This window comes from Pseudobdellovibrio exovorus JSS, assembly GCF_000348725.1.
GTDB lineage: Bacteria > Bdellovibrionota > Bdellovibrionia > Bdellovibrionales > Bdellovibrionaceae > Pseudobdellovibrio > Pseudobdellovibrio exovorus.
In genome coordinates this window covers 1,741,783-1,762,592 of the sequence record NC_020813.1, presented here as the reverse complement: position 1 = coordinate 1,762,592, position 20,810 = coordinate 1,741,783, and the positions used below count along the sequence as shown (strand labels likewise).

The window sequence follows — 20,810 nt, the reverse complement described above, 5'->3', positions numbered from 1 at the left end:
ATATAAGTTGTCACATCTAACTCTATAGATTAAATTGAAGACTCAGAACTCATAAGAAGGGACGCTGAGTGGACGCACTTACAAGTTTACCAACCTTATCCATAAATTTATCAGTGGCCTTGATCTGCGGCTTAATTTTTACCGGTGTCTTTGCAGGTATTTTAGGAGCACTAATGGGTGTCGGCGGTGGGATCATCGTTGTCCCTATACTGGTATTGGCCTTTGGTTTCGATATTAAAGTAGCCGTAGTCTCATCCTTATTTGCCGTGGTCGCATCTTCCACAGCCGCTGGTAGTGTCTATGTGGGTAAAGGTTTGGCGAATATGCGGTTAGGCATGTGGTTAGAAGTAGCAACTACTTTGGGCGGTATCGCAGGTGGTTTAGTTGCTGTATTTGTCTCTTCGCATTTGATTACTATGATTTTTTCTTTTCTGATGATGATCATCGCTTTTTTAGTCTTCAGAGCAAAAGATAAAACTAAAACAGTGAAGTTTGATGGGACAGAGGACTCGAAGACAGTGATGATCGAATCGCAAGAAGATGCTCACAGTCTTTCGGGGTCTTATTACGATGTCAGCAGTCGTTCGACTATTCACTATCAAGTCGAGCGAAGTTTTCTAGGCAGTATCATCTCATTTTTTGCAGGGATGCTGTCAGGTCTTTTAGGTGTTGGCGGCGGCTTTATTAAAGTTCCAGCGATGCATCTAGGGATGAATGTTCCGATCAAAGTCGCAACAGCGACCTCTAACTTTATGATTGGGGTGACGGCGATTTCCAGTTTATTTGTGTATTTTATGAAAGGCATGGTTTATCCATTGGTGGCAGCCCCTGTAGCGATCGGTGTTGTGGGTGGCGCTTTATATGGAACAACTTTGGCGCAGAAAATATCGGCCGCGCTTATGAAAAAAGTATTTGCGATACTGCTGGTGTTGGTTGCTGTTCAAATGTTATTGAGTGCGATGGGGGTGAAGTTTGGGCAATAAAATTAAACTTCCACAAAAATCAAATACGGCATTTGAAAGAAAATCAGTGCAGTTTCTTCTTAGCGGTGGAGTGATCTTATCTGTAACGTTAATGTTGGTGGGATTGATTGCTTTACTCTGGATGGGCGAGACCTCGCTGACAGCAGTCAGTATTTTGGATATTTTTTATTCTGATTTAGGTTGGGCTTATCGTCTTTTGTCTTTTGGGATGTTGATTCTAGCATTGACTCCGGCATTTCGTGTTATCACATTGCTGTTCTTATGGTGGCGTGAAAAGGACTGGAAATTTGTAGGTGTTTCACTGGCCGTATTAATCACATTGACGCTTTCTTTAATTTTAGGGGCGATTTAATTCTGGCAAGATTTATGCATTCAGCTTTCTATATACAGGAGGTTGTATGGACTCATCTTTAAAAAATGCAGCAATGGCGGTAATAGCGCCAAAAGTAGTAAAGAGCTTTCGGTGGCAGTGGCTTCTTTACGGAGCAGCTGCTTATTACGTCCTAAAATATCTCGCGGGACGGGGCTTTTTTGGAAAGATGCCACCACTTAAACAGTTTATTGATGTTGAAGCGACATCGGTTCAAGAAAAAATCGATTTATCCGATTACAGACCAAGTGATGTGGCGCAAGCGAGCACACTTCACTAGCACACGTCATGAGTGAGCCAGTGAAATAAACCAGTGAAATAAAAATTAATTAAATTAAATCAAATTTTTATTAACGACAGTTTACAAAACGGCAGTTGTCCTGCCGTTTTGCTTGAGATTGTGCAGCAGAAGTTATATCTAGAGAAGTTGTACCTAGATCAGATACGGGCAGCCTCTTGTAGGATCTTGCAACACGTTTGCATGATAGTTAAAAGCTTCAGCGATATTCTCACTGGTGAAAACGTCTTGTGGTGTTCCTAACGCTAAAGTTTTTCCTTGTTTCATAATCAATAGGCGATCGGCATAGCGGGCTGCCAGATTAAGATCATGTAGAATAGCTAGGATACCCACATTGTTTTTTTTGATTTTTCTAAGAAGCTCTAGAAGTTGATGTTGATGGTAAAGATCAAGACTACTGGTCGGTTCATCTAAAAGTAAAAGCCGCTCTTCTTGAGAGTCTCCGAGCTGCGCTAAGACGCGGGCCATGTGGACACGCTGTTGTTCTCCGCCAGACAAAGAGAGGTAACCCCGATTAGCGAAATCTTGTAGATCTACGAGTTCTAAACAATGCAGTGCCAGTTCACGATCAAATTGTTTTATAGAGTTAAATTCGGAATGAGGCGTGCGCCCTAACAACACCACATCTAGAACCGAGTAATCAAAAGTTAAAGAGGTGAATTGTGTTAAAACAGCGCGACGCTTCGCCAGTTCACGAGGATGGTGCTCACCGAGTTCTTTGCCAAAAACCTGCACGGAACCTTCATTAGGTTTAAGCTGTTTCGTGATTAACTTCATCAATGTACTTTTGCCAGCACCATTGCGGCCGAGGATAACAAGTAGTTCTTGGCTGCTGACAGCAAACTCTAATTGATCCACTAATTTTCTTTTTGAACTTTTATCGGAAATTTCAAAAGAGAGATTTCTAACCTGAAGAAGTGGGTTAGCCATGTAAACCTCGGCGTTTCTCTCTTAAAATAAGGTATAAGAAAAATGGTGCTCCTAGAATAGAAGTCATTAATCCAATAGGCAGCTCTTGTGGTGTGATAACAGTTCTTGCTAAGAGATCTGCAGAAGTGAGTAGAATAGCACCTACTAAAATAGATCCCGGAATTACTAGTTTATGATTAGGGCCTGTTACCAATCGAACTAAATGGGGCACGATCAAACCGATGAAACCAATCAGACCGGAAATGGCGACTGAGGCTCCTACGCCAAGAGCCACTAAAAAGATAATACACCACTTCAAGCGCTCGACGCGCACACCAAGATATTGAGCATTGTCTTCACCTAACAACAAGGCATTCAAAGAGCCTGCTAAAAAGGGAAGGCCGAAAATACTCACCAGCATAAATGGGCCAGCAATGGCTAATGATGTCCAACTGGCACTGGCTAGTGAACCCATTTGCCAAAATGTAATGGTACGCAGCTGCTCATCCGTTGAAAAATAAGTGGCAAGTCCGGTCCCTGCCATAAAAAATGAATTTAAGGCGATACCAGCTAATAACATACTGGCGACCTGAGTTTTTCTGGCGGAATGTGATAATCCCGAAACTAATAAGATGGCACAGGTGCTACCGACAAAAGCTGCGAGTGGTAAAGTAAAGAGTCCAAATTTGTGAAATTGTAAAACCACCGCGGCGGCCACAAAAAAGGAAGCTCCGCTCGAGATACCAAGTAATCCAGAATCTGCTAAAGGATTTCTAAAAAGTCCCTGTAGCACAACGCCAGCGGCAGCCAGTGTGGCGCCAACGATAACACCTTGTAGAACGCGTGGGAGGCGAATCGCCCAGATAACGGCTTCATGTTGTGCATCCACAGAGGTCTGAGTGAGTAGTCCAAAGTTTTTTAATAAAATGCGAACAACTTCGGCTGGTGCAATAGTGACGGCACCTTTAGAAATAGAAATGACTATTGTCAGCAGCAGCGCTGCTAACAATAGTATAAAGGAAACTAAAATGACAGAGCGACGGGCAAGATTCATTTCGCTAGAGCCGTATTTAACTCTTGTGCAAACTCAGGGAAGCGAGGTCCAATCCAACGAACGCTGTCATCGATTTCGATAACACGTTTGTTTTTTCCTGCAGGTGTTAACGAGATTCCTTGTAGTTTTAATACGCCCTCAGTTCCACCTAAGTTTTTAGAGACACGTTTCAAAACCAGAATGGCATCTGGCTGCATCTTTACCATAGCTTCTGAAGTGAAGTCTTTAACGCCTTCAACTGATTCTGCGGCATTATGAGCGCCAGCAGCCTCGATTAAATAGTGGGGACCAGTTTGTGTTCCATAGATGCGGCCCGAAGCCGCTCCGTGGGCGTACAGGAAGAAAACTTTTGCTGACTTGCCTTCAGTCGCAGAACTGTTGATTTTTTTAAGTCCTTCTTCAAAACGCTGAATTTCTTTTTCTGCTTTTGCTTCAATATCAAAAGCTTTTGCTATCATGCGAACACGGCGTTTGTAGCCATCAACGCCACTTTTATCTGAAGCTTCAAGTACTAAAACGGGAATCTTTGCAGATCGAATTTGTTGAGCTGTTGCAGGCGGAAGACTATCTTCCGTAGCAATTACCAGATCTGGTTTTAAGCTGATGATACCTTCTGCTGAAGGTCTATAAGGGTGACCTACTTTTGGAAGTTTTTCAGCGACAGCAGGATAAGTAGAGCCGGCATCAGTGCCGACAATGCGATCTCCGAGTCCTAAGGCAAATAAAGTTTCTGTTGCAGATGAATTAATAACAACAAGACGTTTTGGGTTTTGAACACTGACTTCTGTATTGTCAGCTCCTTGAACGGTAGCACCTTCTGCAAAATTGAAAGATAGTAATACAAATGGCAATACATAAACGAAAAATAATCTCACAGGCATGAGGAGTCTCCTTTTTTTGAAGTTGTCGTAGATGACAGTCTGTATGTTGAAGCTCTTATAGGCCCGTTCATTCCTTCGGAGCAAGAATTCGCTTGAAATGGATATAACTGAATACGAGTTGAATAAATAAAAATTCAGTGGTTTCAGAGTGGAACTATAAAGTTGTACAAAAAGTTATAAAAAAGGTTACATGAAAACACATTTTAATTTTTATGGATTTGTGTTTTGTTTGTGCTAGAATCACTGAGTGGCATCAGCCCCTGACGAGGTGAACCGTACCAGGTAAGTAAAGACGGGTCTTCTAACAAAAGGAGAAAACATGTCGACGACTTGGTCTTGGATCATTCTTATTATTGCGGGCTTATTTGAAATTTGTTGGGCCATCGGATTGAAATACACCGAAGGCTTCACCAAACTAGTTCCCAGTATCTTCACTCTTTCTACATTGGCGATCAGTATGTTTTTATTAGCGAAAGCAAGTCAGACATTACCGATTGGTACGGCTTATGCGGTATGGGTAGGTATCGGAGCCATGGGAGCTGCGATCCTAGGTATTTTTCTTTTCAATGAATCGGCATCACCGATGAGAATTTTTTTCGTTGTGTTGCTGTTGGTTTCCATCGTGGGACTTAAGCTCACATCAAAATAGAAGTCAGATTAACCAAACGCCACTAGTTAGAGACTAGTGGGCGCGTCTTTTTTCAAAATAATTTTGAACAAAAGGCCAAACGACAGGAATTAAAGAAACGGCGATAACTCCAAAAATAACAATGTGGAAGTTGCGTTTAACCACAGGAAGATTTCCGAAGAAGTGTCCAGCGAATAAGAAAATACTCACCCACAAAATAGCACCGGCCACATTGTAGGTAATAAACCTGCGATATTGCATAGTTCCTATGCCAGCAACGAACGGAGCGAATGTTCGTACAATCGGAGCAAAACGGGCCGCTACGATTGTAAAGGCCCCCCAGCGATCATAGAACTTTTGTGTCTGTTGCAGATATTCCGGACGGAAAACACGCGGATACTTTTCAAAGGCAAGAGGGCCAAGGTATTTTCCTATATGGTAATTGACAGTATCACCGATAATACCTGCGATAATTAAAGAGACCAGTAGAATCCAAAGATTTAGTCCGCCTGCAAAAGTCGTCATGGCCCCTAAGGCAAATAGTAAAGAGTCTCCCGGCAGGAATGGGGTTACAACCAATCCTGTTTCCGCGAAGATGATTAAGAACATGATGACGTAGATCCAAGGTCCGAAAAAGGCAATCCACTGTGGAAGGTGGGTGTCGAGATTCAAGATAATATCCATGAAATCCATGATGCTCATAACTGCTCCTTTTTCTAACATTGTGAATTTATCTAAAAAATGATCTAGCGTCTAGACGTAGTTCTTTTGATAATTCGATATGTTACATAATACTTTTTGTGATTGCTTAAGTATTAAGATAAAGAAGCAGAAATGGCAGGGACAATAGCACGATTTAAAAGACTTTATTTACGGATACAAAAAGAGCCGTTGTTGTCTTTTTGTGTGTAGAAAAAAGTATCCCACTTCAATGTGATAAGCTGATTGTCGATCTCAGTTTGCACTTCAGCTTCTACATCCAGTTGATCCATACTGATCGTGATAGTTTTGCTGCTGTCTAATTGATGAGGTCCGTGGCTGCGTAAAACAGTACGTAGTTTGAGGTCTTTAACTTCGATAGGAACACTCAGCGTTAGGCCAACCCAGTCTTTACCTGTTTGGTGTAAGTAACCCTCAAGTTGAAGTGTGGCTGTAGAAGGCGTGTTGGTGCAGGTAACAAGGAAGCCCGAGTGAACTTGGCATTCTCCGTTGTGTTTGGCCACAATGAGGCTGGTTTTGCGGACGGAAAAATCACCTTGTAAGCCTAATTTTTTCTGGATGATGTCCACGAAGTTCTGTGAACTGCGAACCATGCTGTCTCTTAAAATAAGTGTGTGTTCGTTAACTTCAAAAAGAGCTTCACGAAACATTCTGTTTTCACATACGAAGTGTGTCTCTTTAATAGGATTTTTAGCTGCTAAATCAGCAGCTTGAGCTACAGACAGAGTATTTAAAGTTAATCCTAAGAGGGTGCATACGATAAATCTTTTCATTTTTTCTCCTTTAGTCAGGCAAGGCCTGTAAAAACAGCTTGTTTATAGAATTATCTTGGTATTTTTTAAAATTAATAATATTAGTTTTACTATTATGAAAATTAATACCTATCCAAACCCATGGGACCTCAGATACTTTCAAGAGATCGCCTACACGCAAAATCTTTCACGTGCGGCAGAAAGGCTGGGGATAGGGCAGCCTGCTTTGAGCCTATCTTTGAAAAGATTAGAAGAAAGTATTCAGGCGAAGCTCTTTTACCGCCGTCACAAAGGACTGACGCTAACCTCAGCAGGACAGAGGCTGCTTAAAGAAAGCAATCGTCTATTGGCTGATTGGGAAGCTTTAATAGCTCAGACAAAAAAATCACAGAACGAGATGGTGGGACGCTTCAGCTTAGGGGCCCATCCTTCTGTGGCTCTGTACGCTATAAATAAGGCTCTAAAGAAAATATATTCAGAACATCAAGGGATCGAAATACAATTGGAGCATGATCTGTCGCGCGTGATCAGTGAACGGGTGATCAGCGGTGAAATTGATTTTGGTATTGTCGTGAATCCCACACGGCATCCTGATCTTGTGATTCAAAAGTTAGCCACGGATGAAGTTGGATTTTGGAAAGTGAGTGGGGGGCTTAAAGATGTGCTGTTGTGTAACAGTCATCTGCACCAGACACAGAGTCTATTAAAAAAAATCAAATCTAAAAAAGTATTCTCACGCACGATTACATCCGACAGTTTAGAGGTTGTGGCTTCGTTGGCGCAGGCCGGATTGGGCACGGCAATACTCCCTACGCGAGTAGCAAGATTCTTTAATAAAGATCTTGAGTTAGTCGAGGGGTTACCCGTTTATCAAGATGAAATCTGTTTTATTTATCGTTCCGATCTTGTGAAGACGAGCAGCTCCCGTTACCTCATTGATACATTTACAAATTATAAACTCTTATAGTTTTGTAAAGGGAATGGTAGCCCTATGACAATATTAGGCTCTTTATTCTCTATTTATAAATAATCTCATACTGAGACACCTCAGCTTAAATTTAAAAGCATTTCAGCTATTTTAAACGGAATAGAAATTGATATGTAAAGGGTGAGTAAAAAATCACGAGGTGTGTTTATGGCTAAAAATCTGGATCAATTCGCTAAGTTAACTCTTGTTGTTCTGTGCAGTCAATTATGCAATCCATTGGCATGGTCTTATGAAATGGAAAATGCACTGTATGTTGATGCACCCGGAGTTATTGAACAGGGTGAACAGACAGATGAAGAGGTCATAGATCAGGGCAGTGAGGCTTTCGCTGTAGAGCCATCTGAAAATGAGTTTGTGCAAGATGAAGATGCAACTGATTCTCTTGAGGCGCGTTTGGCCGAGATGAGTATAGAGGATATTCTGAGTCATTATACGGTAGAAGAACCAACAGATGGCTACGAGCGTGTTATCGTCAACATGGCAGATCAATTTGGCTCTAGTGTCGATACCAGTCTTTTTTCTGCAAGCGATTTAAACCCAGGTCCATCGTTTGGAATGGATTATGACGGTAAACAATATCTATTACTGGAATCAGGATACATGCGTGGTGGAATGGATACACAGTTAACAGCGGGTATTATCGCTAATCCGAATGTGGCCAGTTTGTTTCAACGTTACGCTGCTTTAAGAAATCATCGTGGAATTGCATTGCCAGCCGCATTTACTCCACTAATTCAATTTGTTGAAGGTTATATCCGCTCTAACGCACGTGAAGGTGCAGAAAGAACTAATGGTTTATCACACCGCGCTTTAGCGAGTCATGTGGTGAGAGCGTCTTTCTGTTTTGGGAATGATCCCTTTATGGTTTTATCAAAGATGAGACGCGAGACACACTTCTCGCGCGCAGAGGAAAGTCCAACGGGAGCGGTGGGTTTTTCACAGATGACTGGTGCGGGTATTCGTGAAGTTCAAGATCAGATGAGTGGTAATAGCACGATCTCGATGGGAAATGCGCGCGCGACATTCCAAAAAGCAATTCGCTGCTTTACAGGTCTTGAGAATTTCTCAGTGCCGACTGGCGGTCGTGTTGAAGTACAAAAAAGTTTAACAGAGCGTTGGGGATTGGATTTAATTTTCGGTCAGATTATGACAAAAGCGATTGTGAGTTATGTTAAGGCTGGTGGCGGTCTTAGCAATAACAGTGCAGGAAATATTGAGGCTTATCGGACTACATTCCAAATGTACAATGGTGATGATGCGATGACTCGTGGCCAGTGTTTACGCCGTGATCGCGTGCAAATGCGTGAAGAGTACGCCTGTGATGTGATTTCGCACTTCAGCCGTATGAGTGCGCAGTGGAACCGCTTTATCACACGCAGTACAGGTCGTGATCGAACTTAAGAGTTGAGTAAGAGTTTAGGCAGTGGCTTTTTTAAATTTCCACACAAGCGTGGTCGCAATGAAGCCACCTAACAGTGCACCCAGTAGCCATAAAGCTCCGATGCTTAAAGCCATTTCGACGCCGAAGGATAGGAAGATACCAATCGAGATAAGTCCTAAAGTTAAATTTTGTAAAAGCTCTGTTCTTTTCAGAGCTTTTATTTCTTCCAACGTTAAGAAATAACCTGAGAATAACAAACTGATGCTTACGAATGTCAATCCACAGCCAAGCATACAAAAGTGGTGACCACCGACTTTCATGAACCAATCGGCTAAAGAGTATTGAGTTTGGAAGGGATTAAGTCCGAATTGATGGCACACAGCTAAAGAAAGAAATCCCGTTACCAGATGCACACCTAATATTTTTGAAAACACGAATAGGGCATTCGGTTTTAGCAGAGGATTGATTTTACTGAAAACAGCAGTGGTCTGATCCGGTGGAACGGGAGTTTGTTCTGCATCCAGAAAATCTTGATAATCTTGAAGCCATTTATCACTATGATCTGTCATGATTTCCTCCTACTTTTTCGCTAGGATTAACCAGTTGTCTTAGGCGTCTAATACCACGACTGATAATCTGTCGTGCATTGTTTTCGGACATATTCAGTGTTGCCGCAATTTCATTAAATGTTTTGTCATCAACATAGCGAAGCTCAAGGGCCTTTTGTTGCTGTGAAGGCAGTTGGCCAAGCAGAGAGTCCGTATCAATTGGGCTAGCGGTCACTTCAGGCCCAGAAGCGATAACATCTTCGAACATAACATGTTGTCCTTCTATTTTTTTATCTTTGCGAACTTCATCAATCAAAACGGACTTTGTAACAGTAAAAATCCAAGGAAGCACGGCAAAGCTGTCATTATAACGATGCTTAGATTTGTGTATTTTAATGAAGACCTCTTGATAGATCTCGGACACTTTTGCCTCATTTGGAATACGCTTTTTTATAAACCCATAGATTTTGGACGAATGACGACTGTAAAGCTGTTGGAAAGCAGCTTCGTCTCCGTTTTGATACAGCTTCATCAGCTGTTCATCGGTCATCTCGTTAATGGTTACTGGCCCTTTGGGGTGCACATATTCCTCTATAGGCTATTACGTGGGTGCTGCTTACTTTGTGACAACGCCAACAAAAATAAAAACTAGTACTTGTCACAATCTATCTTCTTTTAAACGTAAGACAAGGTGAAAGAAAGGGTGATTATGCGATCTGTGCTATTTGGATTGTTACTTTTGCTTGGGGGGCAGGCTTGGTCTCATCCTGTATCTTATAAAGGTGCCGTGAGTTTGATGTCTTACAATACCGATCAGATGAATGAGCTCTTGTTGAACTACTCCCTCAGTCATCGCGTAGCTATTGGAGGAATGTACTTACAGGCAGATAAGTCAGAACTCTATATACCTCGTGCTAATTACTTAGTTAAAAGATGGAATAATGAGGACTCTCAAGGAAACTTTTATATCAGTGCTGGGGCCGGAGCAGAAAAGTATAACTCTGATGTCTATGGTGTGCGAATGTTAGAAGTGGTGGCGGATTGGGAAAGCCGTAAGTATTACACGACATTTGAACATTTATATTTATCCCGCGATAATCGTCTGAATCCTCTTTGGGGTCAGCGTGATGACCATCGCACTAAAGTCAGACTGGGGTTTGCTCCCTTCTTAGCTGATTATACAGATTTGAATATCTGGTTTATCACTCAATTTTCAAAACAAAATGATAAGCCTATTGGAACTACTCAACTATTGCGATTCTACATCCGCAATGTTTTGTGGGAGGTAGGATCTGATTTTGGTGGCGGATACACATTTAACTTTATGATCCATATTTAGGGGGATTTATGAAAAAGATAATCACAATAGCTTTGCTTTTTAGCTCAGTGGCATTCGCACAGGCGAATGCGCCGATAGACTCAGCCCGCATCAAAACAGTAGGCGTTAATGGTATGGTTTGTGCTTTCTGTGCACAGGGGATCGAGAAAAAATTTAAAAGCCAATCAGAAGTAGAAGATATCGAAGTCAGTCTGGAAAAGAAATTTGTCAAAATCAAATTTAAAGAAGGCAAGAGCCTAAGCGAAGATAAAATTACTGAGCTTCTAAAAGACTCAGGTTACGAAGCTGTTTTTAAAGAGTGAATAATATGACGAAGATAAAAGAGTCCCTTTTAAATTATTTCACTCTGTTTGGTTCACTGAGCACATTGTTGTGCTGCGCTTTGCCAGCGTTACTCGTGAGTTTAGGACTGGGTGCTGTTCTTGCCGGAATGGCCTCTAATTTTCCAGCATTAATTTGGATGTCAGAACATAAAGTTAAATTTTTTATATTTGCTGGCAGTATGTTGGCCTTAAATGGTTTCTTATTATGGCGAAACCGAAATGCTCCATGTCCAATAGATCCCAAGTTACGTGAAGCTTGCATTTCGGGAAGAAAGGCAAGCCGTAATTTGTACATTGTGAGTGTTGGAGTTTTTGTATTAGGCTTTCTATTTGCTTACGTTTTACCAGTCTTGATGTTTTAAATCGCAGCGACTGTTGGCATTGAATTGTCGATAAATTCGATGCCAGTTTTCAATCCATAGGCAAGCGTTGTGAAGAAAATCAGACTGAGCACTGCTTGTATATAGGAAATCAGAACTAATACGCCATCGCGCTCAAGATGACCAATCGCTTGCAAAAGGATCACCCATGCTGGAATGGCATTCGAAAAAGGTATGGGAAGAGGCAGTGCTAATAGAATTGCATTCAAAATAATAAATATAATATTGATAGATTTAAAAGGTTCAGAAAAAAGAAACTCTAAACGAGGTTTGATGAATCTTTCGAGCTTTTTAAAAAACTTTTCAGCTCCTTCTGCTATTTTTAAGAGGGTGGTGTGATTGATGGTTTTGTTTTGCCATCTTTTAGGTAAGTAAGGAGGTTTTTGCAGATAGTAAAAAAAAGCGACTAGTGAAATCAATAGCCCGAAAGGGGTTGAAAGTCCCATCAGAGGAATGGGCTGTAAGAATGGAAGAATACAAAATAAAATCAGAACGAAGTGTCCATCGGTACCGAAAATAGTGACAACATCTTTCAATGTAATCTCTTGGTGTGCTGCTTTTTTTTCTAATTCAGTGAGGTGTGCAATTAAGGGGCTTTTGTGTGTTTTCATATGTAATACCTATTTTTGTGGCTTAACCATTCTGGATTTTGTTTTTGATGCATAAATTTTACGAATACGGCCATCATCGTCTTCATCGAAGATATCTCCCACAACTTCTTCAAGAATATCTTCTAAAGTCACAATGCCGGCGACTTGCCCCTGTGGTGTTATGACTACAGCCATATGTGTTTTTTTATCCTGTAACAGGCGCATAGCCCCAAGAGCTGAGTCTGTAGATTTAACGACAGTGTGAGGCCTAATGATTTTTTGCCATTCGGTTTCTCCGGATTCTTTAAAAGAGATAAACTCTTTTGTATGCAGGACACCTGCAATAGTGTCGTTGAGTCTGACGGGTAATCTGGTGTGGCCTGAATTCAAAACAGTTTGTAGAACATCGCCTATATCTGTCACGACATCAACGGACACGACTTGAGCAAATGGCAACATAATGTCTTTGATTTGTTTTTTTTCGATATCGGCTAAGTTGAGCATGAAGGTTTGGTGAATCGGGGACAGTTCATTTAACTCAATCGTCGGAAGTTCCTGTGGCATGGCTTTTTTAGAGCGAGGAAATAGATTTTTTAAAAGGAACTGGGTTGACCACTCAAGTACCGTAATAATAGGTGAAAAGATTCTATCGGCGACAAATAAAAACTTAGCTCCGGCTAGAACCACTTTTGAAGGGTTTCTTAACGCAAGAGTTTTCGGGACAAGTTCCCCTACGACCACACTGAGGTAGGTAATGGGAACGACGACGATCAGAAGTGAAATGGCTTCTGCGACACGCTCAGAAAGATGAAAGGTTTGCATTAAGTAGGGTTCTAAAGTTTCTCCGGCTCCAGCTCCGCCAACAGCAGCGGCGATGGCACCTACTAATGTGATACCGATTTGTATAATAGAGAGTGTGCGCTCTGGGTTTTCCCGTAGATTTAAAAGAGTTTTGGCTTCATTATGGCCTGCTTTAGCAAGGGCTCTAAGTTCAGATCTGGCCACAGAAACAAACGCCATTTCATAGGCGGCTAAAAGGGCATTGAGTAACAGACAAATCGCGACAACGATAAGCTCATCCATGGATTAAATTCCTAACTTTAATTTCTTTAATTGTTGTAAGGCAAAAGAAGATCAACGCATTCGAAGCGTTAATAATTTGAAATAGATCACAGACTTTTGATGTATATGCAGTGGTGCACCTGGCACCGCCGGGGTCATCGTCCATGGCGTTAATTAAACAGATAAATAGCCATGATGTCAAATGAACAACTATTACGCATCTTCTGAAAATATGGTTAAAAAAATATGCAGAGTGAGTTCTAATAACAAGATGAGTACACAGGATTTTATATCGTGGGATGATTTCGTAAAAGTCGATATTCGGGTGGGAACTATTCTTGAGGCGAGGCTTTTTCCTGAAGCAAAAAAACCTGCATATAAACTAAAAATTGATCTTGGCGATTTCGGCATTAAAAACAGCTCAGCACAAATCACGCAAAACTATACGCCAGAGCAATTGGTGGGTAAGCAGGTTATTTGTGTCGTTAACTTTAAACCACGACAAATAGCAAATTTTATTTCTGAAGTTTTAACAACGGGATTTTATCTGGAAGATCAATCTGTTGTCTTAGCCACGACAGAAAGAAACGTGCCAAACGGCGCGAAATTACTATAGTCACAAAAAGGGAGTTTTTATGAAAAAAATAGTATTTGGATTTATTTTGTTACTGCAGTTAGGGGTGAGTGCGCAAGAGGCCGTGACACCAGCGCCAGATATCGAGAAGCTATTTACAAGTGCAGATCCGAAATTACATGCCAACAAACAAGTGGTGTATTTCATTATCCGTGATTTGTTAGAAGCCAACAACTGGAACTTAGCCGATAAATATATCTCAGAAGAGTATATTCAACATAACCCCAATGCCGCTTCAGGAAGAGATTCTGTTGTAAAGTTTTTTACTGAAGTTTTAAAGGTTAAACCAACACGTATTCCAAAGAAAATTCAAAAGTATAAAGTAGTAGCTGTGACCGCAGAAGATGACTTAGTCACTGTGGCCTTTGTGCGAACAGTTAAAGACAAGAACGATCCGAAAAAGTCATATACTACAACCTGGTTTGATATGTGGAGAATCAAAGACGGGAAGGCCGTTCAGCATTGGGATTCCAGTTTAAAAGGTGAAGCGGCCGATCTGCATTAAGATTAATTATTAAACGATAAGACATGAGCAAGATTTGTCTTGAGGTTTCATGAGCGCTATTACTCACGATCATTGGATACAAACTCCTAAAGGGAAGCTGTTTGCACGTTCTGTGTCAACAGAGGCTGCACCAGTAGCATCAGAATTAGCACCAATTGTATTGTTTCATGATTCACTTGGTTGTGTTCAGTTATGGCGGAGTTTTCCTGAGTTATTGTCCCACAAGTCCAAAAGGACAGTCATTGCCTATGATCGTTTGGGCTTCGGGCAATCTGATGCCTATGAAGAAGAACCACACACAGATTTTATTCAAGAAGAGGCCGCTTATTTTTTTCCGTATGTTCGGGAGCAATTAAATTTACAACAGTTCGTGGCTTTCGGCCATAGTGTGGGCGGAGCAATGGCGGCGAGCTGTGCGGCGTACGTGTCTACTCAATCAGAAGAGTCTTGCGTCGCAGTTATCACTGAGTCCACACAGGCATTTGTTGAACAGTTGACGCTAGAGGGTATTTCGGCAGCGAAGACGAGCTTTTCCAACCCAAGTGAACTTTCACGCCTACAGAAATACCACGGCAGTAAAACTGAAAGAGTCCTGCGAGCATGGACAGATATTTGGTTGTCAGCTGAGTTTTCTACGTGGAATTTGAAGGAAGTTTTATCGCAGGTAAATTGTCCGTTGTTGGCCATTCATGGTGACCGCGATGAATATGGATCATTGCAGTTTCCCGAGATGATAACCCAGTGGAGCGGCGGTAGCTCTAAGAAGCTTATTATCAACGATTGTGGGCACGTGCCTCATCGGGAAAAGACAGACGAAATTTTAAGTGCTGTTGAAGAGTTTCTGAAAGAGAAAAAATAGCTCCTCTTAATAGCTCCTCTTAGATGTAGAGGTTAGATGTAGAGGAGCTGAAAGAGGGATGAAGTTAATTCGTTATCTGTACTCACACTTTACGATATCTTTAATTGTTGTTCCGCGAGTGGTGACTTCTAATGTGTTCTTATTTAAATCTAATTTGAATTTTGCATTAGAAGCATTGCCGCGAATAACACCTTTTTCAATTAATTGTTCGACAGTTTTATTGCTGATAAAGGCATTGAAGAGGTCTGCATATTGTGCTTTTTCGTATTCACGGTCCCAGATTTCGGCAACGGTTCCTGACTCATCCGAGTAGGTTTCGTTATAACTAAGAACAGTTTTGGTTTCGAATCCTTTACAAACCAGTGTCCCTGCAGCCGCGTTGATTGAAATAGACAACATCAGAAATGCAATAACAGTCTTCATGTAGAGCCCCTTTTGTTTAAATAGAACATTCGTTAGTGTTTTATCATTAGTGTCTTAGCACTAGTGACGATTTTTCTAAAGAGGCGTTGTAAAAGTTATAGAATCAAAAGGTCTTTATCGTTTAATGCGTCCGTGAATCTTCAGCATAGTGGCATCAGAAGGTTTTGGCTTAGGTTTAAACTTCGGAGGAGCACTTCTTTTCGGTTTACTAGGTTTTCCGGTTGTAGCCTTTCCTGTAGCTAACTTTGTTGGACGCGGTTTACGCTGCTCTTCGGTCACATGCAGGCGCTTTCCAGATTTATCTTGAAAGCGTTTCTTGAGCTCTTTCGGGGATTGACCTTTTCCTTCGATATTAGCGATCAGATTCAGATCTCTTTCTGTGACAAGGTTGACCACAAGTCCCGAGCGTCCTGCGCGCGCCGTACGTCCTGCGCGGTGGAGGTAGTTTTCTTTCTGTTGAGGCAGGTGATAGTTGATAACTCGTCCTACGTGTTCAATATCCAAACCGCGAGCTGCAAGGTCTGTTGAAACAAGAATATCGATTTCTCCTGTACGGAACTTTTTCAAATTAGTGCGGCGTTCACCTTTGTCCATTTCTCCGCGGTAGACGAGGCATTGATAACCTTTTTCCGTGATAAGCTGAGCTAGTTTATCACATTGCTCACGGGTATTCGTGAAGACAATAGTTCCACCTTCTACTTTTTGTTTTAGGTATCTTTCAAATATAGGCCAGCGTATACCATCAATGACGGTTTCATTTTTAGTTATTAACTTCTTCGCCGTTTTTCCACTGCCACTGCTGCGAACAACTTCTGCTTTTGTAAAAATAGAGTTAATCAGAGCTTGCACGGTTGTGGAAACAGTTGCTGAAAACAAAGCCAGAGTGGTGTCTTCAGGGCAAATATCAACGATAGCTTGTGAGTCTTCTAAAAAACCTTTATCAAGCATTTGATCGGCTTCATCGAAAACGAGCATGCGGACATCATGTAAGTAGATTAAGTCTTTCGAAATCAGTTGTGCCAGTCGCCCCGGCGTTGCCAGTAGAATTTCAAATGGACCACTGACATTACGACGAGCATGCTCGAACTCCATACCACCCAAGGCAGGGCGGACGCGAACGCGTGTATCATGGGTGAATGTTTTAAAAACTTTCGAAACCTGTTCCCCTAATTCACGGGAAGGAACCATCACGATTCCGCGCGGAGCGGCTGTATCAGTTACAGGACGGCCTTCATTTTCCAATGTCTTCAGTAAATGCAGCATAGGCAGTGCGTAAGCTAATGTTTTTCCACTGCCAGTTTCAGAAACGCCAACTGTTGATTGTCCTGACATCGTCAAAGGAATGGTATTACTTTGAATTTCTGTAGGTACAAAAATTTTCTGAGCTTTTAGAGTTTTAAGAATTGAAGGCAATAAACCAAAATCAGAAAACGTTTTCATGTCGAGAGTCCTTTAAGTAAAGATTACAAAAAGGAATATATAGATACTGGCGGCAAGCTGCCAGTAGTTTCACTCTATTTCGATAAAATTAGAAAAATTAACAATTAATGCTCCCTAATTTTAAGGTTCCTAAGGCGTAGGGCATTTCCCACGACCGAGACAGAGCTAAGGCTCATTGCTAAACTAGCCAGCATTGGGCTCAATAGAATACCAAAAGCAGGGTAAAGAAGGCCCGCCGCGATGGGAACACCGAGCATATTGTAACCAAAGGCAAAGACTAGATTCTGACGGATATTGGACATGGTAGCTTGGCTGAGTCGGTGGGCGCGAACGATGCCAATCAGATCGCCTTTCACTAAGGTCACACTGGCGCTTTCAATGGCCACATCTGTGCCTGTACCCATGGCGACACCGACATTGGCTTGCGCCAAGGCGGGGGCATCATTGATCCCGTCTCCGGCCATAGCCACGATGTGTCCTTCACTTTGTAGCTTTTTGATGATTTCGTTTTTTTGTTGAGGAAGCACTTCCGCCTCAACGCGATCAATTCCCATTTCACGGGCCACCACTTCGGCCGTATGACGACTGTCTCCGGTTAACATCACCACTTGAACTTTTTTCGAGTGAAAATAGGCAATGGCGGGTTTTGCAGATTCTTTAATTGGATCTTTGACGGCAATAACTGCTGCAGGTTTTCCATCAATTGCGGCGAGCATAGCTCCATGACCTGTGCTTTGAAGTTCTTTTGCGATGCTGACAAGTTCGGTTGTATCTACTAGAAATTTTTCTAGAAGTTTGCGGTTACCTACAAGTACAAGGCGATTTTGCACAGTTCCTTTTACACCCATTCCGGTGATAGATTCAAAATCGCTAACCGCATGGATTTGTAATCCTTTTTCCACTGCGCCATTGACGATAGCTTCCGCCAAAGGATGCTCGCTAGATTTTTCAAGAGCAGCAACAGCAGACAAAGTCGTGGCTTCATCAAATCCATTTAGAGTTTTGACGTGCGCTAGCTTCGGTTTTCCCAATGTTAAAGTCCCAGTTTTGTCGACAACCAAAGTGGTGATCTTCTCTAAACTCTCTAAGGCCTCTGCATTTTTAATTAAGACACCGAGGTTGGCTCCTTTGCCTGTGCCCACCATAATCGACATCGGAGTTGCTAACCCCAAAGCACACGGGCAGGCGATGATCAGTACCGCGACGGCATTGACAATCGCATGTGTCAGTTTAGGCTCTGGACCGACAAAATACCAAATTAGCGCAGTCACGATTGAAATTAAAACGACCGCTGGAACAAAATAGCCCGACACTGTGTCGGCTAATTTTTGAATAGGAGCTCGGCTTCTTTGTGCTTGGGATACCATTTTTACAATTTGAGACAACAGTGTATCCGAGCCCACTTTGGTAGCTTTCATGACAAAGCTTCCTGTACCATTGACAGTGGCTCCCGTTACATGTGAACCGATTTGTTTTTCTAAAGGAATGGGTTCCCCAGTGATCATGGATTCATCAACAAGGCTTCGACCTTCTACGATTGTGCCGTCCACAGGAATTTTTTCTCCGGGTCTGACACGTAGAAGGTTTCCTAAGTGAATATGTTCAACGGGAATATCTTCTTCTGTACCATCGGCTTTTATTCTACGTGCAGTTTTTGGGGCTAATCCTAGCAGTGCACGAATTGCATTTCCGGTTTGGTTGCGAGCACGTAGTTCAAGGACTTGTCCCAATAGAACTAGCGTAATAATAACTGCGGACGCTTCATAGTAAAGTGGGGGAAGGCCTCCGTGCATTTTTAAACTTTCAGGAATAAGAGAAGGAATGAAAGTTCCGACCAAACTAAAGAGGTAAGCAACACCGGTGCCGAGAGCAATCAAGGTGAACATATTGAAGTTTTTTGACTTAACCGAGGCCCAGCCTCTTTCGAAAAAAGGTTGTCCTGCCCAAAGTACAACAGGAGTCGCCAAGATAAACTGTATTATCGCATTTAACCATGCGGGGATGGCGTGTTGTACAGGTTGACCGGGAATCAGGTCCGACATCGCTAACAGTAAAAGAGGAACTGCCAATGGAATACTGACTTTTAATCGTCGTGTAAAATCAATGAGCTCGGGATTTTCAACATCCTCCAAAGAAATTTCTTCTGGCTCTAAAGCCATCCCACAGATAGGACAACTACCGGGCCCTTTCTGACGAATTTCTGGATGCATCGGGCAGGTGTAGATAGATTCCAATTCAGCTGTTGTTAGCTCTTTCTTCGCTTCATTGGTGTTTGAGGAAATGTACTTTTCAGGTTCAGCTTCAAATTTAGTTTTGCATTTAGGGTTACAGAAGTAGAAATTTTTTTCTTTGTAGCGCGTACTTCCACCCTTAGCTGTTGCGGGTTCAACAGTCATCCCACATACGGGATCTTTTTCAGAAGTTGGCGATGGTGGCGAGTGATGATGGTGTGAATGATCTGAATGGCTCATAAAGTCTCCGCTAGGTATAGCTCAATATAGAGTATACGAAGAGAGCTTAAATTTTGTGACAAGAAATTGATTTGTATTGCTTGTTTTTAGTATGTAAATTATATGTAAATAATGAGTGAAAAAGCAAGAAAATCTTTAGACCTATTATTAAAAACAAAAGGACGTGGGGCTGTCAGCAATCAGTCGGGGCGATTTAATAAAACCCAGCGTATCTATGATGTGACGGATGCTGATTACTACGCCGATGAAAACGAGATTCCCTCACTCAAGACTGAGTTTTTGGTCGATAGTGCGAAATCGATTCTTTCCCGTAATGATAGCCCCGACATGGGCAAGATGGTCAGTATGAATGTCTATCGAGGTTGCGAGCATGGTTGTATCTATTGTTATGCAAGACCAACTCACGAGTATTTTAATTTATCCGCAGGATTGGACTTTGAATCCAAGATATTTGTTAAATACAATGCTCCTGAGTTGTTAAGAAAAGAGCTGATGAAGCGCAGTTGGCAGCCCGAAGTGATTATGACCAGCGGAGTGACGGATTGTTATCAACCCATTGAAAGAAAACTTCAACTGACGCGTCAGTGCTTACAAGTTTTGGCAGAGTTTAAAAATCCAGTGGCTTTAATTACAAAAAATTTCTTAGTCACCCGTGATGTGGACATTCTTTCTAAGATGGCTTCGGAAAATTTGGCGGCAGTGACTTTGTCTGTTACCACATTAGATGATCATTTAGGTCGCGTGATGGAGCCACGAACATCAACGCCGAAGCGCAGATTAGAAGCCATTCGAATTCTGTCCGAGGCGGGCGTACCTGTATTTGTAAATGTAGCTCCGATTATTCCCGGCCTTACCGATCACGAAATTCCACGCATTTTAGAGGCGGCTGCCAAAGCCGGAGCTAGATCTGCCGGTAATGTCGTGGTCAGACTTCCACACTCGGTAAAAGATCTATTCAGCGAATGGCTTGAAACCAACTTTCCCGAAAAAAAAGAAAAGGTTTTAAGCGCCATCCGAGATATCCGTAACGGCAAGCTGTACAATGCCGACTTTGCAACCCGCATGACCGGAACAGGAGCGCGAGCCGATCACATCGCCGAAGTCTTCCAAATTTTCAAACGCAAATATTTCCCCAAACAAGACTACCACCCACTGCGCACAGACTTATTTAAACGGCCTAGTGATCAGTTGAGTTTTGAGGTGGATTAAAGTTCAAAAATTTTTTGGATAAGATTGACTTCATTAATACGGCTAAGTTAGATAGTCCCAGAT

General features: G+C 42.1%; 25 protein-coding genes and 1 riboswitch. Of the genes, 13 read left to right on the top strand and 12 right to left on the bottom strand.

Annotated features, from left to right (window positions below; translation table 11 throughout):
- The first annotated feature begins 68 nt into the window (after window positions 1-68).
- The 3 genes from A11Q_RS08740 to A11Q_RS08730 are packed head-to-tail and all read left to right on the top strand — an operon-like array spanning window position 69 to window position 1,633.
- On the top strand, window positions 69-983 hold the full coding sequence (locus tag A11Q_RS08740) for a sulfite exporter TauE/SafE family protein (RefSeq protein WP_148284975.1): 915 nt from the start codon (window positions 69-71) through the stop codon (window positions 981-983).
- Window positions 973-1,335, top strand: a complete 363-nt coding sequence (locus A11Q_RS13575) for a DUF1634 domain-containing protein (RefSeq protein ID WP_015470444.1) — start codon at window positions 973-975, stop codon at window positions 1,333-1,335. Before A11Q_RS08740 ends, A11Q_RS13575 begins: the two co-directional genes overlap by 11 nt.
- 46 nt (window positions 1,336-1,381) lie before the next feature.
- The gene (locus tag A11Q_RS08730) at window positions 1,382-1,633 is read left to right on the top strand and encodes a hypothetical protein (protein ID WP_015470443.1); all 252 of its coding nucleotides are present in this window, start codon (window positions 1,382-1,384) and stop codon (window positions 1,631-1,633) included.
- 153 nt (window positions 1,634-1,786) lie between these two features.
- Here the strand turns inward: A11Q_RS08730 and A11Q_RS08725 are convergent, their stop codons facing one another.
- The 3 genes from A11Q_RS08725 to A11Q_RS08715 are packed head-to-tail and all read right to left on the bottom strand — an operon-like array spanning window position 1,787 to window position 4,489.
- Complete coding sequence (locus A11Q_RS08725; protein WP_015470442.1) at window positions 1,787-2,581, bottom strand: heme ABC transporter ATP-binding protein; 795 nt, start codon at window positions 2,579-2,581, stop codon at window positions 1,787-1,789.
- The gene (locus tag A11Q_RS08720; RefSeq protein ID WP_015470441.1) at window positions 2,574-3,614 is read right to left on the bottom strand and encodes a FecCD family ABC transporter permease; all 1,041 of its coding nucleotides are present in this window, start codon (window positions 3,612-3,614) and stop codon (window positions 2,574-2,576) included. The genes A11Q_RS08725 and A11Q_RS08720 overlap by 8 nt, the downstream gene beginning before the upstream one ends.
- Complete coding sequence (locus A11Q_RS08715) at window positions 3,611-4,489, bottom strand: heme/hemin ABC transporter substrate-binding protein (RefSeq protein WP_158320365.1); 879 nt, start codon at window positions 4,487-4,489, stop codon at window positions 3,611-3,613. The genes A11Q_RS08720 and A11Q_RS08715 overlap by 4 nt, the downstream gene beginning before the upstream one ends.
- A gap of 244 nt (window positions 4,490-4,733) precedes the next feature.
- A riboswitch (guanidine-III (ykkC-III) riboswitch) is annotated at window positions 4,734-4,797 on the top strand.
- A gap of 17 nt (window positions 4,798-4,814) precedes the next feature.
- Here A11Q_RS08715 and sugE point away from each other — a divergent pair.
- Window positions 4,815-5,144, top strand: a complete 330-nt coding sequence (sugE, locus tag A11Q_RS08710; RefSeq protein WP_015470439.1) for a quaternary ammonium compound efflux SMR transporter SugE — start codon at window positions 4,815-4,817, stop codon at window positions 5,142-5,144.
- Window positions 5,145-5,177: 33 nt separating this feature from the next.
- Here the strand turns inward: sugE and A11Q_RS08705 are convergent, their stop codons facing one another.
- On the bottom strand, window positions 5,178-5,816 hold the full coding sequence (locus tag A11Q_RS08705) for a DedA family protein (protein WP_041575962.1): 639 nt from the start codon (window positions 5,814-5,816) through the stop codon (window positions 5,178-5,180).
- Between the two features lie 173 nt (window positions 5,817-5,989).
- Window positions 5,990-6,616 (bottom strand): hypothetical protein, encoded by a 627-nt coding sequence (locus A11Q_RS08700; RefSeq protein WP_015470437.1) that lies wholly within the window; start codon window positions 6,614-6,616, stop codon window positions 5,990-5,992.
- Between the two features lie 94 nt (window positions 6,617-6,710).
- Here A11Q_RS08700 and A11Q_RS08695 point away from each other — a divergent pair, with 94 nt between their 5' ends.
- Together A11Q_RS08695 and A11Q_RS08690 are read left to right on the top strand one after the other, a co-directional pair.
- Entirely contained in the window at window positions 6,711-7,562 is an 852-nt protein-coding gene (locus tag A11Q_RS08695; protein ID WP_015470436.1) for a LysR family transcriptional regulator, read from the top strand.
- Between the two features lie 168 nt (window positions 7,563-7,730).
- Window positions 7,731-8,984, top strand: coding sequence for a lysozyme family protein (locus tag A11Q_RS08690; protein WP_015470435.1), 1,254 nt, complete (start codon window positions 7,731-7,733; stop codon window positions 8,982-8,984).
- Between the two features lie 15 nt (window positions 8,985-8,999).
- On the opposite strand, the gene A11Q_RS08685 is transcribed toward A11Q_RS08690, so the two are convergent.
- Complete coding sequence (locus tag A11Q_RS08685) at window positions 9,000-9,533, bottom strand: hypothetical protein (protein ID WP_015470434.1); 534 nt, start codon at window positions 9,531-9,533, stop codon at window positions 9,000-9,002.
- On the bottom strand, window positions 9,520-10,044 hold the full coding sequence (locus A11Q_RS08680) for an RNA polymerase sigma factor (RefSeq protein WP_158320364.1): 525 nt from the start codon (window positions 10,042-10,044) through the stop codon (window positions 9,520-9,522). The genes A11Q_RS08685 and A11Q_RS08680 overlap by 14 nt, the downstream gene beginning before the upstream one ends.
- A gap of 177 nt (window positions 10,045-10,221) precedes the next feature.
- On the opposite strand from A11Q_RS08680, the gene A11Q_RS08675 reads away from it, so the two are divergent.
- Genes A11Q_RS08675 through A11Q_RS08665 form a run of 3 tightly spaced genes read left to right on the top strand, consistent with a single transcriptional unit; the run spans window position 10,222 to window position 11,536 of the window.
- Entirely contained in the window at window positions 10,222-10,851 is a 630-nt protein-coding gene (locus A11Q_RS08675) for a hypothetical protein (RefSeq protein WP_015470432.1), read from the top strand.
- 8 nt (window positions 10,852-10,859) lie between these two features.
- The gene (locus A11Q_RS08670; protein ID WP_015470431.1) at window positions 10,860-11,153 is read left to right on the top strand and encodes a heavy-metal-associated domain-containing protein; all 294 of its coding nucleotides are present in this window, start codon (window positions 10,860-10,862) and stop codon (window positions 11,151-11,153) included.
- A gap of 5 nt (window positions 11,154-11,158) precedes the next feature.
- Entirely contained in the window at window positions 11,159-11,536 is a 378-nt protein-coding gene (locus tag A11Q_RS08665; protein ID WP_015470430.1) for a hypothetical protein, read from the top strand.
- Here the strand turns inward: A11Q_RS08665 and A11Q_RS08660 are convergent.
- Window positions 11,533-12,165 carry an exopolysaccharide biosynthesis protein gene (locus A11Q_RS08660; protein WP_015470429.1) on the bottom strand — a complete coding sequence of 211 codons (633 nt, stop codon included), beginning with the start codon at window positions 12,163-12,165 and terminating at the stop codon, window positions 11,533-11,535. The genes A11Q_RS08665 and A11Q_RS08660 overlap by 4 nt on opposite strands.
- Before the next feature lie 9 nt (window positions 12,166-12,174).
- Entirely contained in the window at window positions 12,175-13,227 is a 1,053-nt protein-coding gene (locus A11Q_RS08655) for a hemolysin family protein (RefSeq protein ID WP_015470428.1), read from the bottom strand.
- 250 nt (window positions 13,228-13,477) lie between these two features.
- Between A11Q_RS08655 and A11Q_RS08650 the strand changes: the two genes are divergently transcribed.
- The 3 genes from A11Q_RS08650 to A11Q_RS08640 are packed head-to-tail and all read left to right on the top strand — an operon-like array spanning window position 13,478 to window position 15,204.
- Window positions 13,478-13,822 carry a tRNA-binding protein gene (locus A11Q_RS08650; protein WP_041575194.1) on the top strand — a complete coding sequence of 115 codons (345 nt, stop codon included), beginning with the start codon at window positions 13,478-13,480 and terminating at the stop codon, window positions 13,820-13,822.
- Window positions 13,823-13,841: 19 nt separating this feature from the next.
- Window positions 13,842-14,345: a nuclear transport factor 2 family protein gene (locus A11Q_RS08645; protein WP_015470426.1), complete on the top strand. Its 504-nt coding sequence runs from the start codon at window positions 13,842-13,844 to the stop codon at window positions 14,343-14,345.
- Between the two features lie 49 nt (window positions 14,346-14,394).
- Window positions 14,395-15,204: an alpha/beta fold hydrolase gene (locus A11Q_RS08640; protein ID WP_015470425.1), complete on the top strand. Its 810-nt coding sequence runs from the start codon at window positions 14,395-14,397 to the stop codon at window positions 15,202-15,204.
- Window positions 15,205-15,276: 72 nt separating this feature from the next.
- On the opposite strand, the gene A11Q_RS08635 is transcribed toward A11Q_RS08640, so the two are convergent.
- The 3 genes from A11Q_RS08635 to A11Q_RS08625 form a co-directional block, all read right to left on the bottom strand.
- Window positions 15,277-15,627: a hypothetical protein gene (locus A11Q_RS08635; protein ID WP_015470424.1), complete on the bottom strand. Its 351-nt coding sequence runs from the start codon at window positions 15,625-15,627 to the stop codon at window positions 15,277-15,279.
- Window positions 15,628-15,741: 114 nt separating this feature from the next.
- Window positions 15,742-17,067 (bottom strand): DEAD/DEAH box helicase, encoded by a 1,326-nt coding sequence (locus tag A11Q_RS08630; protein ID WP_015470423.1) that lies wholly within the window; start codon window positions 17,065-17,067, stop codon window positions 15,742-15,744.
- Between the two features lie 104 nt (window positions 17,068-17,171).
- Window positions 17,172-19,538, bottom strand: coding sequence for a heavy metal translocating P-type ATPase (locus tag A11Q_RS08625; protein WP_015470422.1), 2,367 nt, complete (start codon window positions 19,536-19,538; stop codon window positions 17,172-17,174).
- 111 nt (window positions 19,539-19,649) lie between these two features.
- Here A11Q_RS08625 and A11Q_RS08620 point away from each other — a divergent pair, with 111 nt between their 5' ends.
- The gene (locus A11Q_RS08620) at window positions 19,650-20,747 is read left to right on the top strand and encodes a PA0069 family radical SAM protein (RefSeq protein WP_015470421.1); all 1,098 of its coding nucleotides are present in this window, start codon (window positions 19,650-19,652) and stop codon (window positions 20,745-20,747) included.
- Window positions 20,748-20,810: the final 63 nt, after the last annotated feature.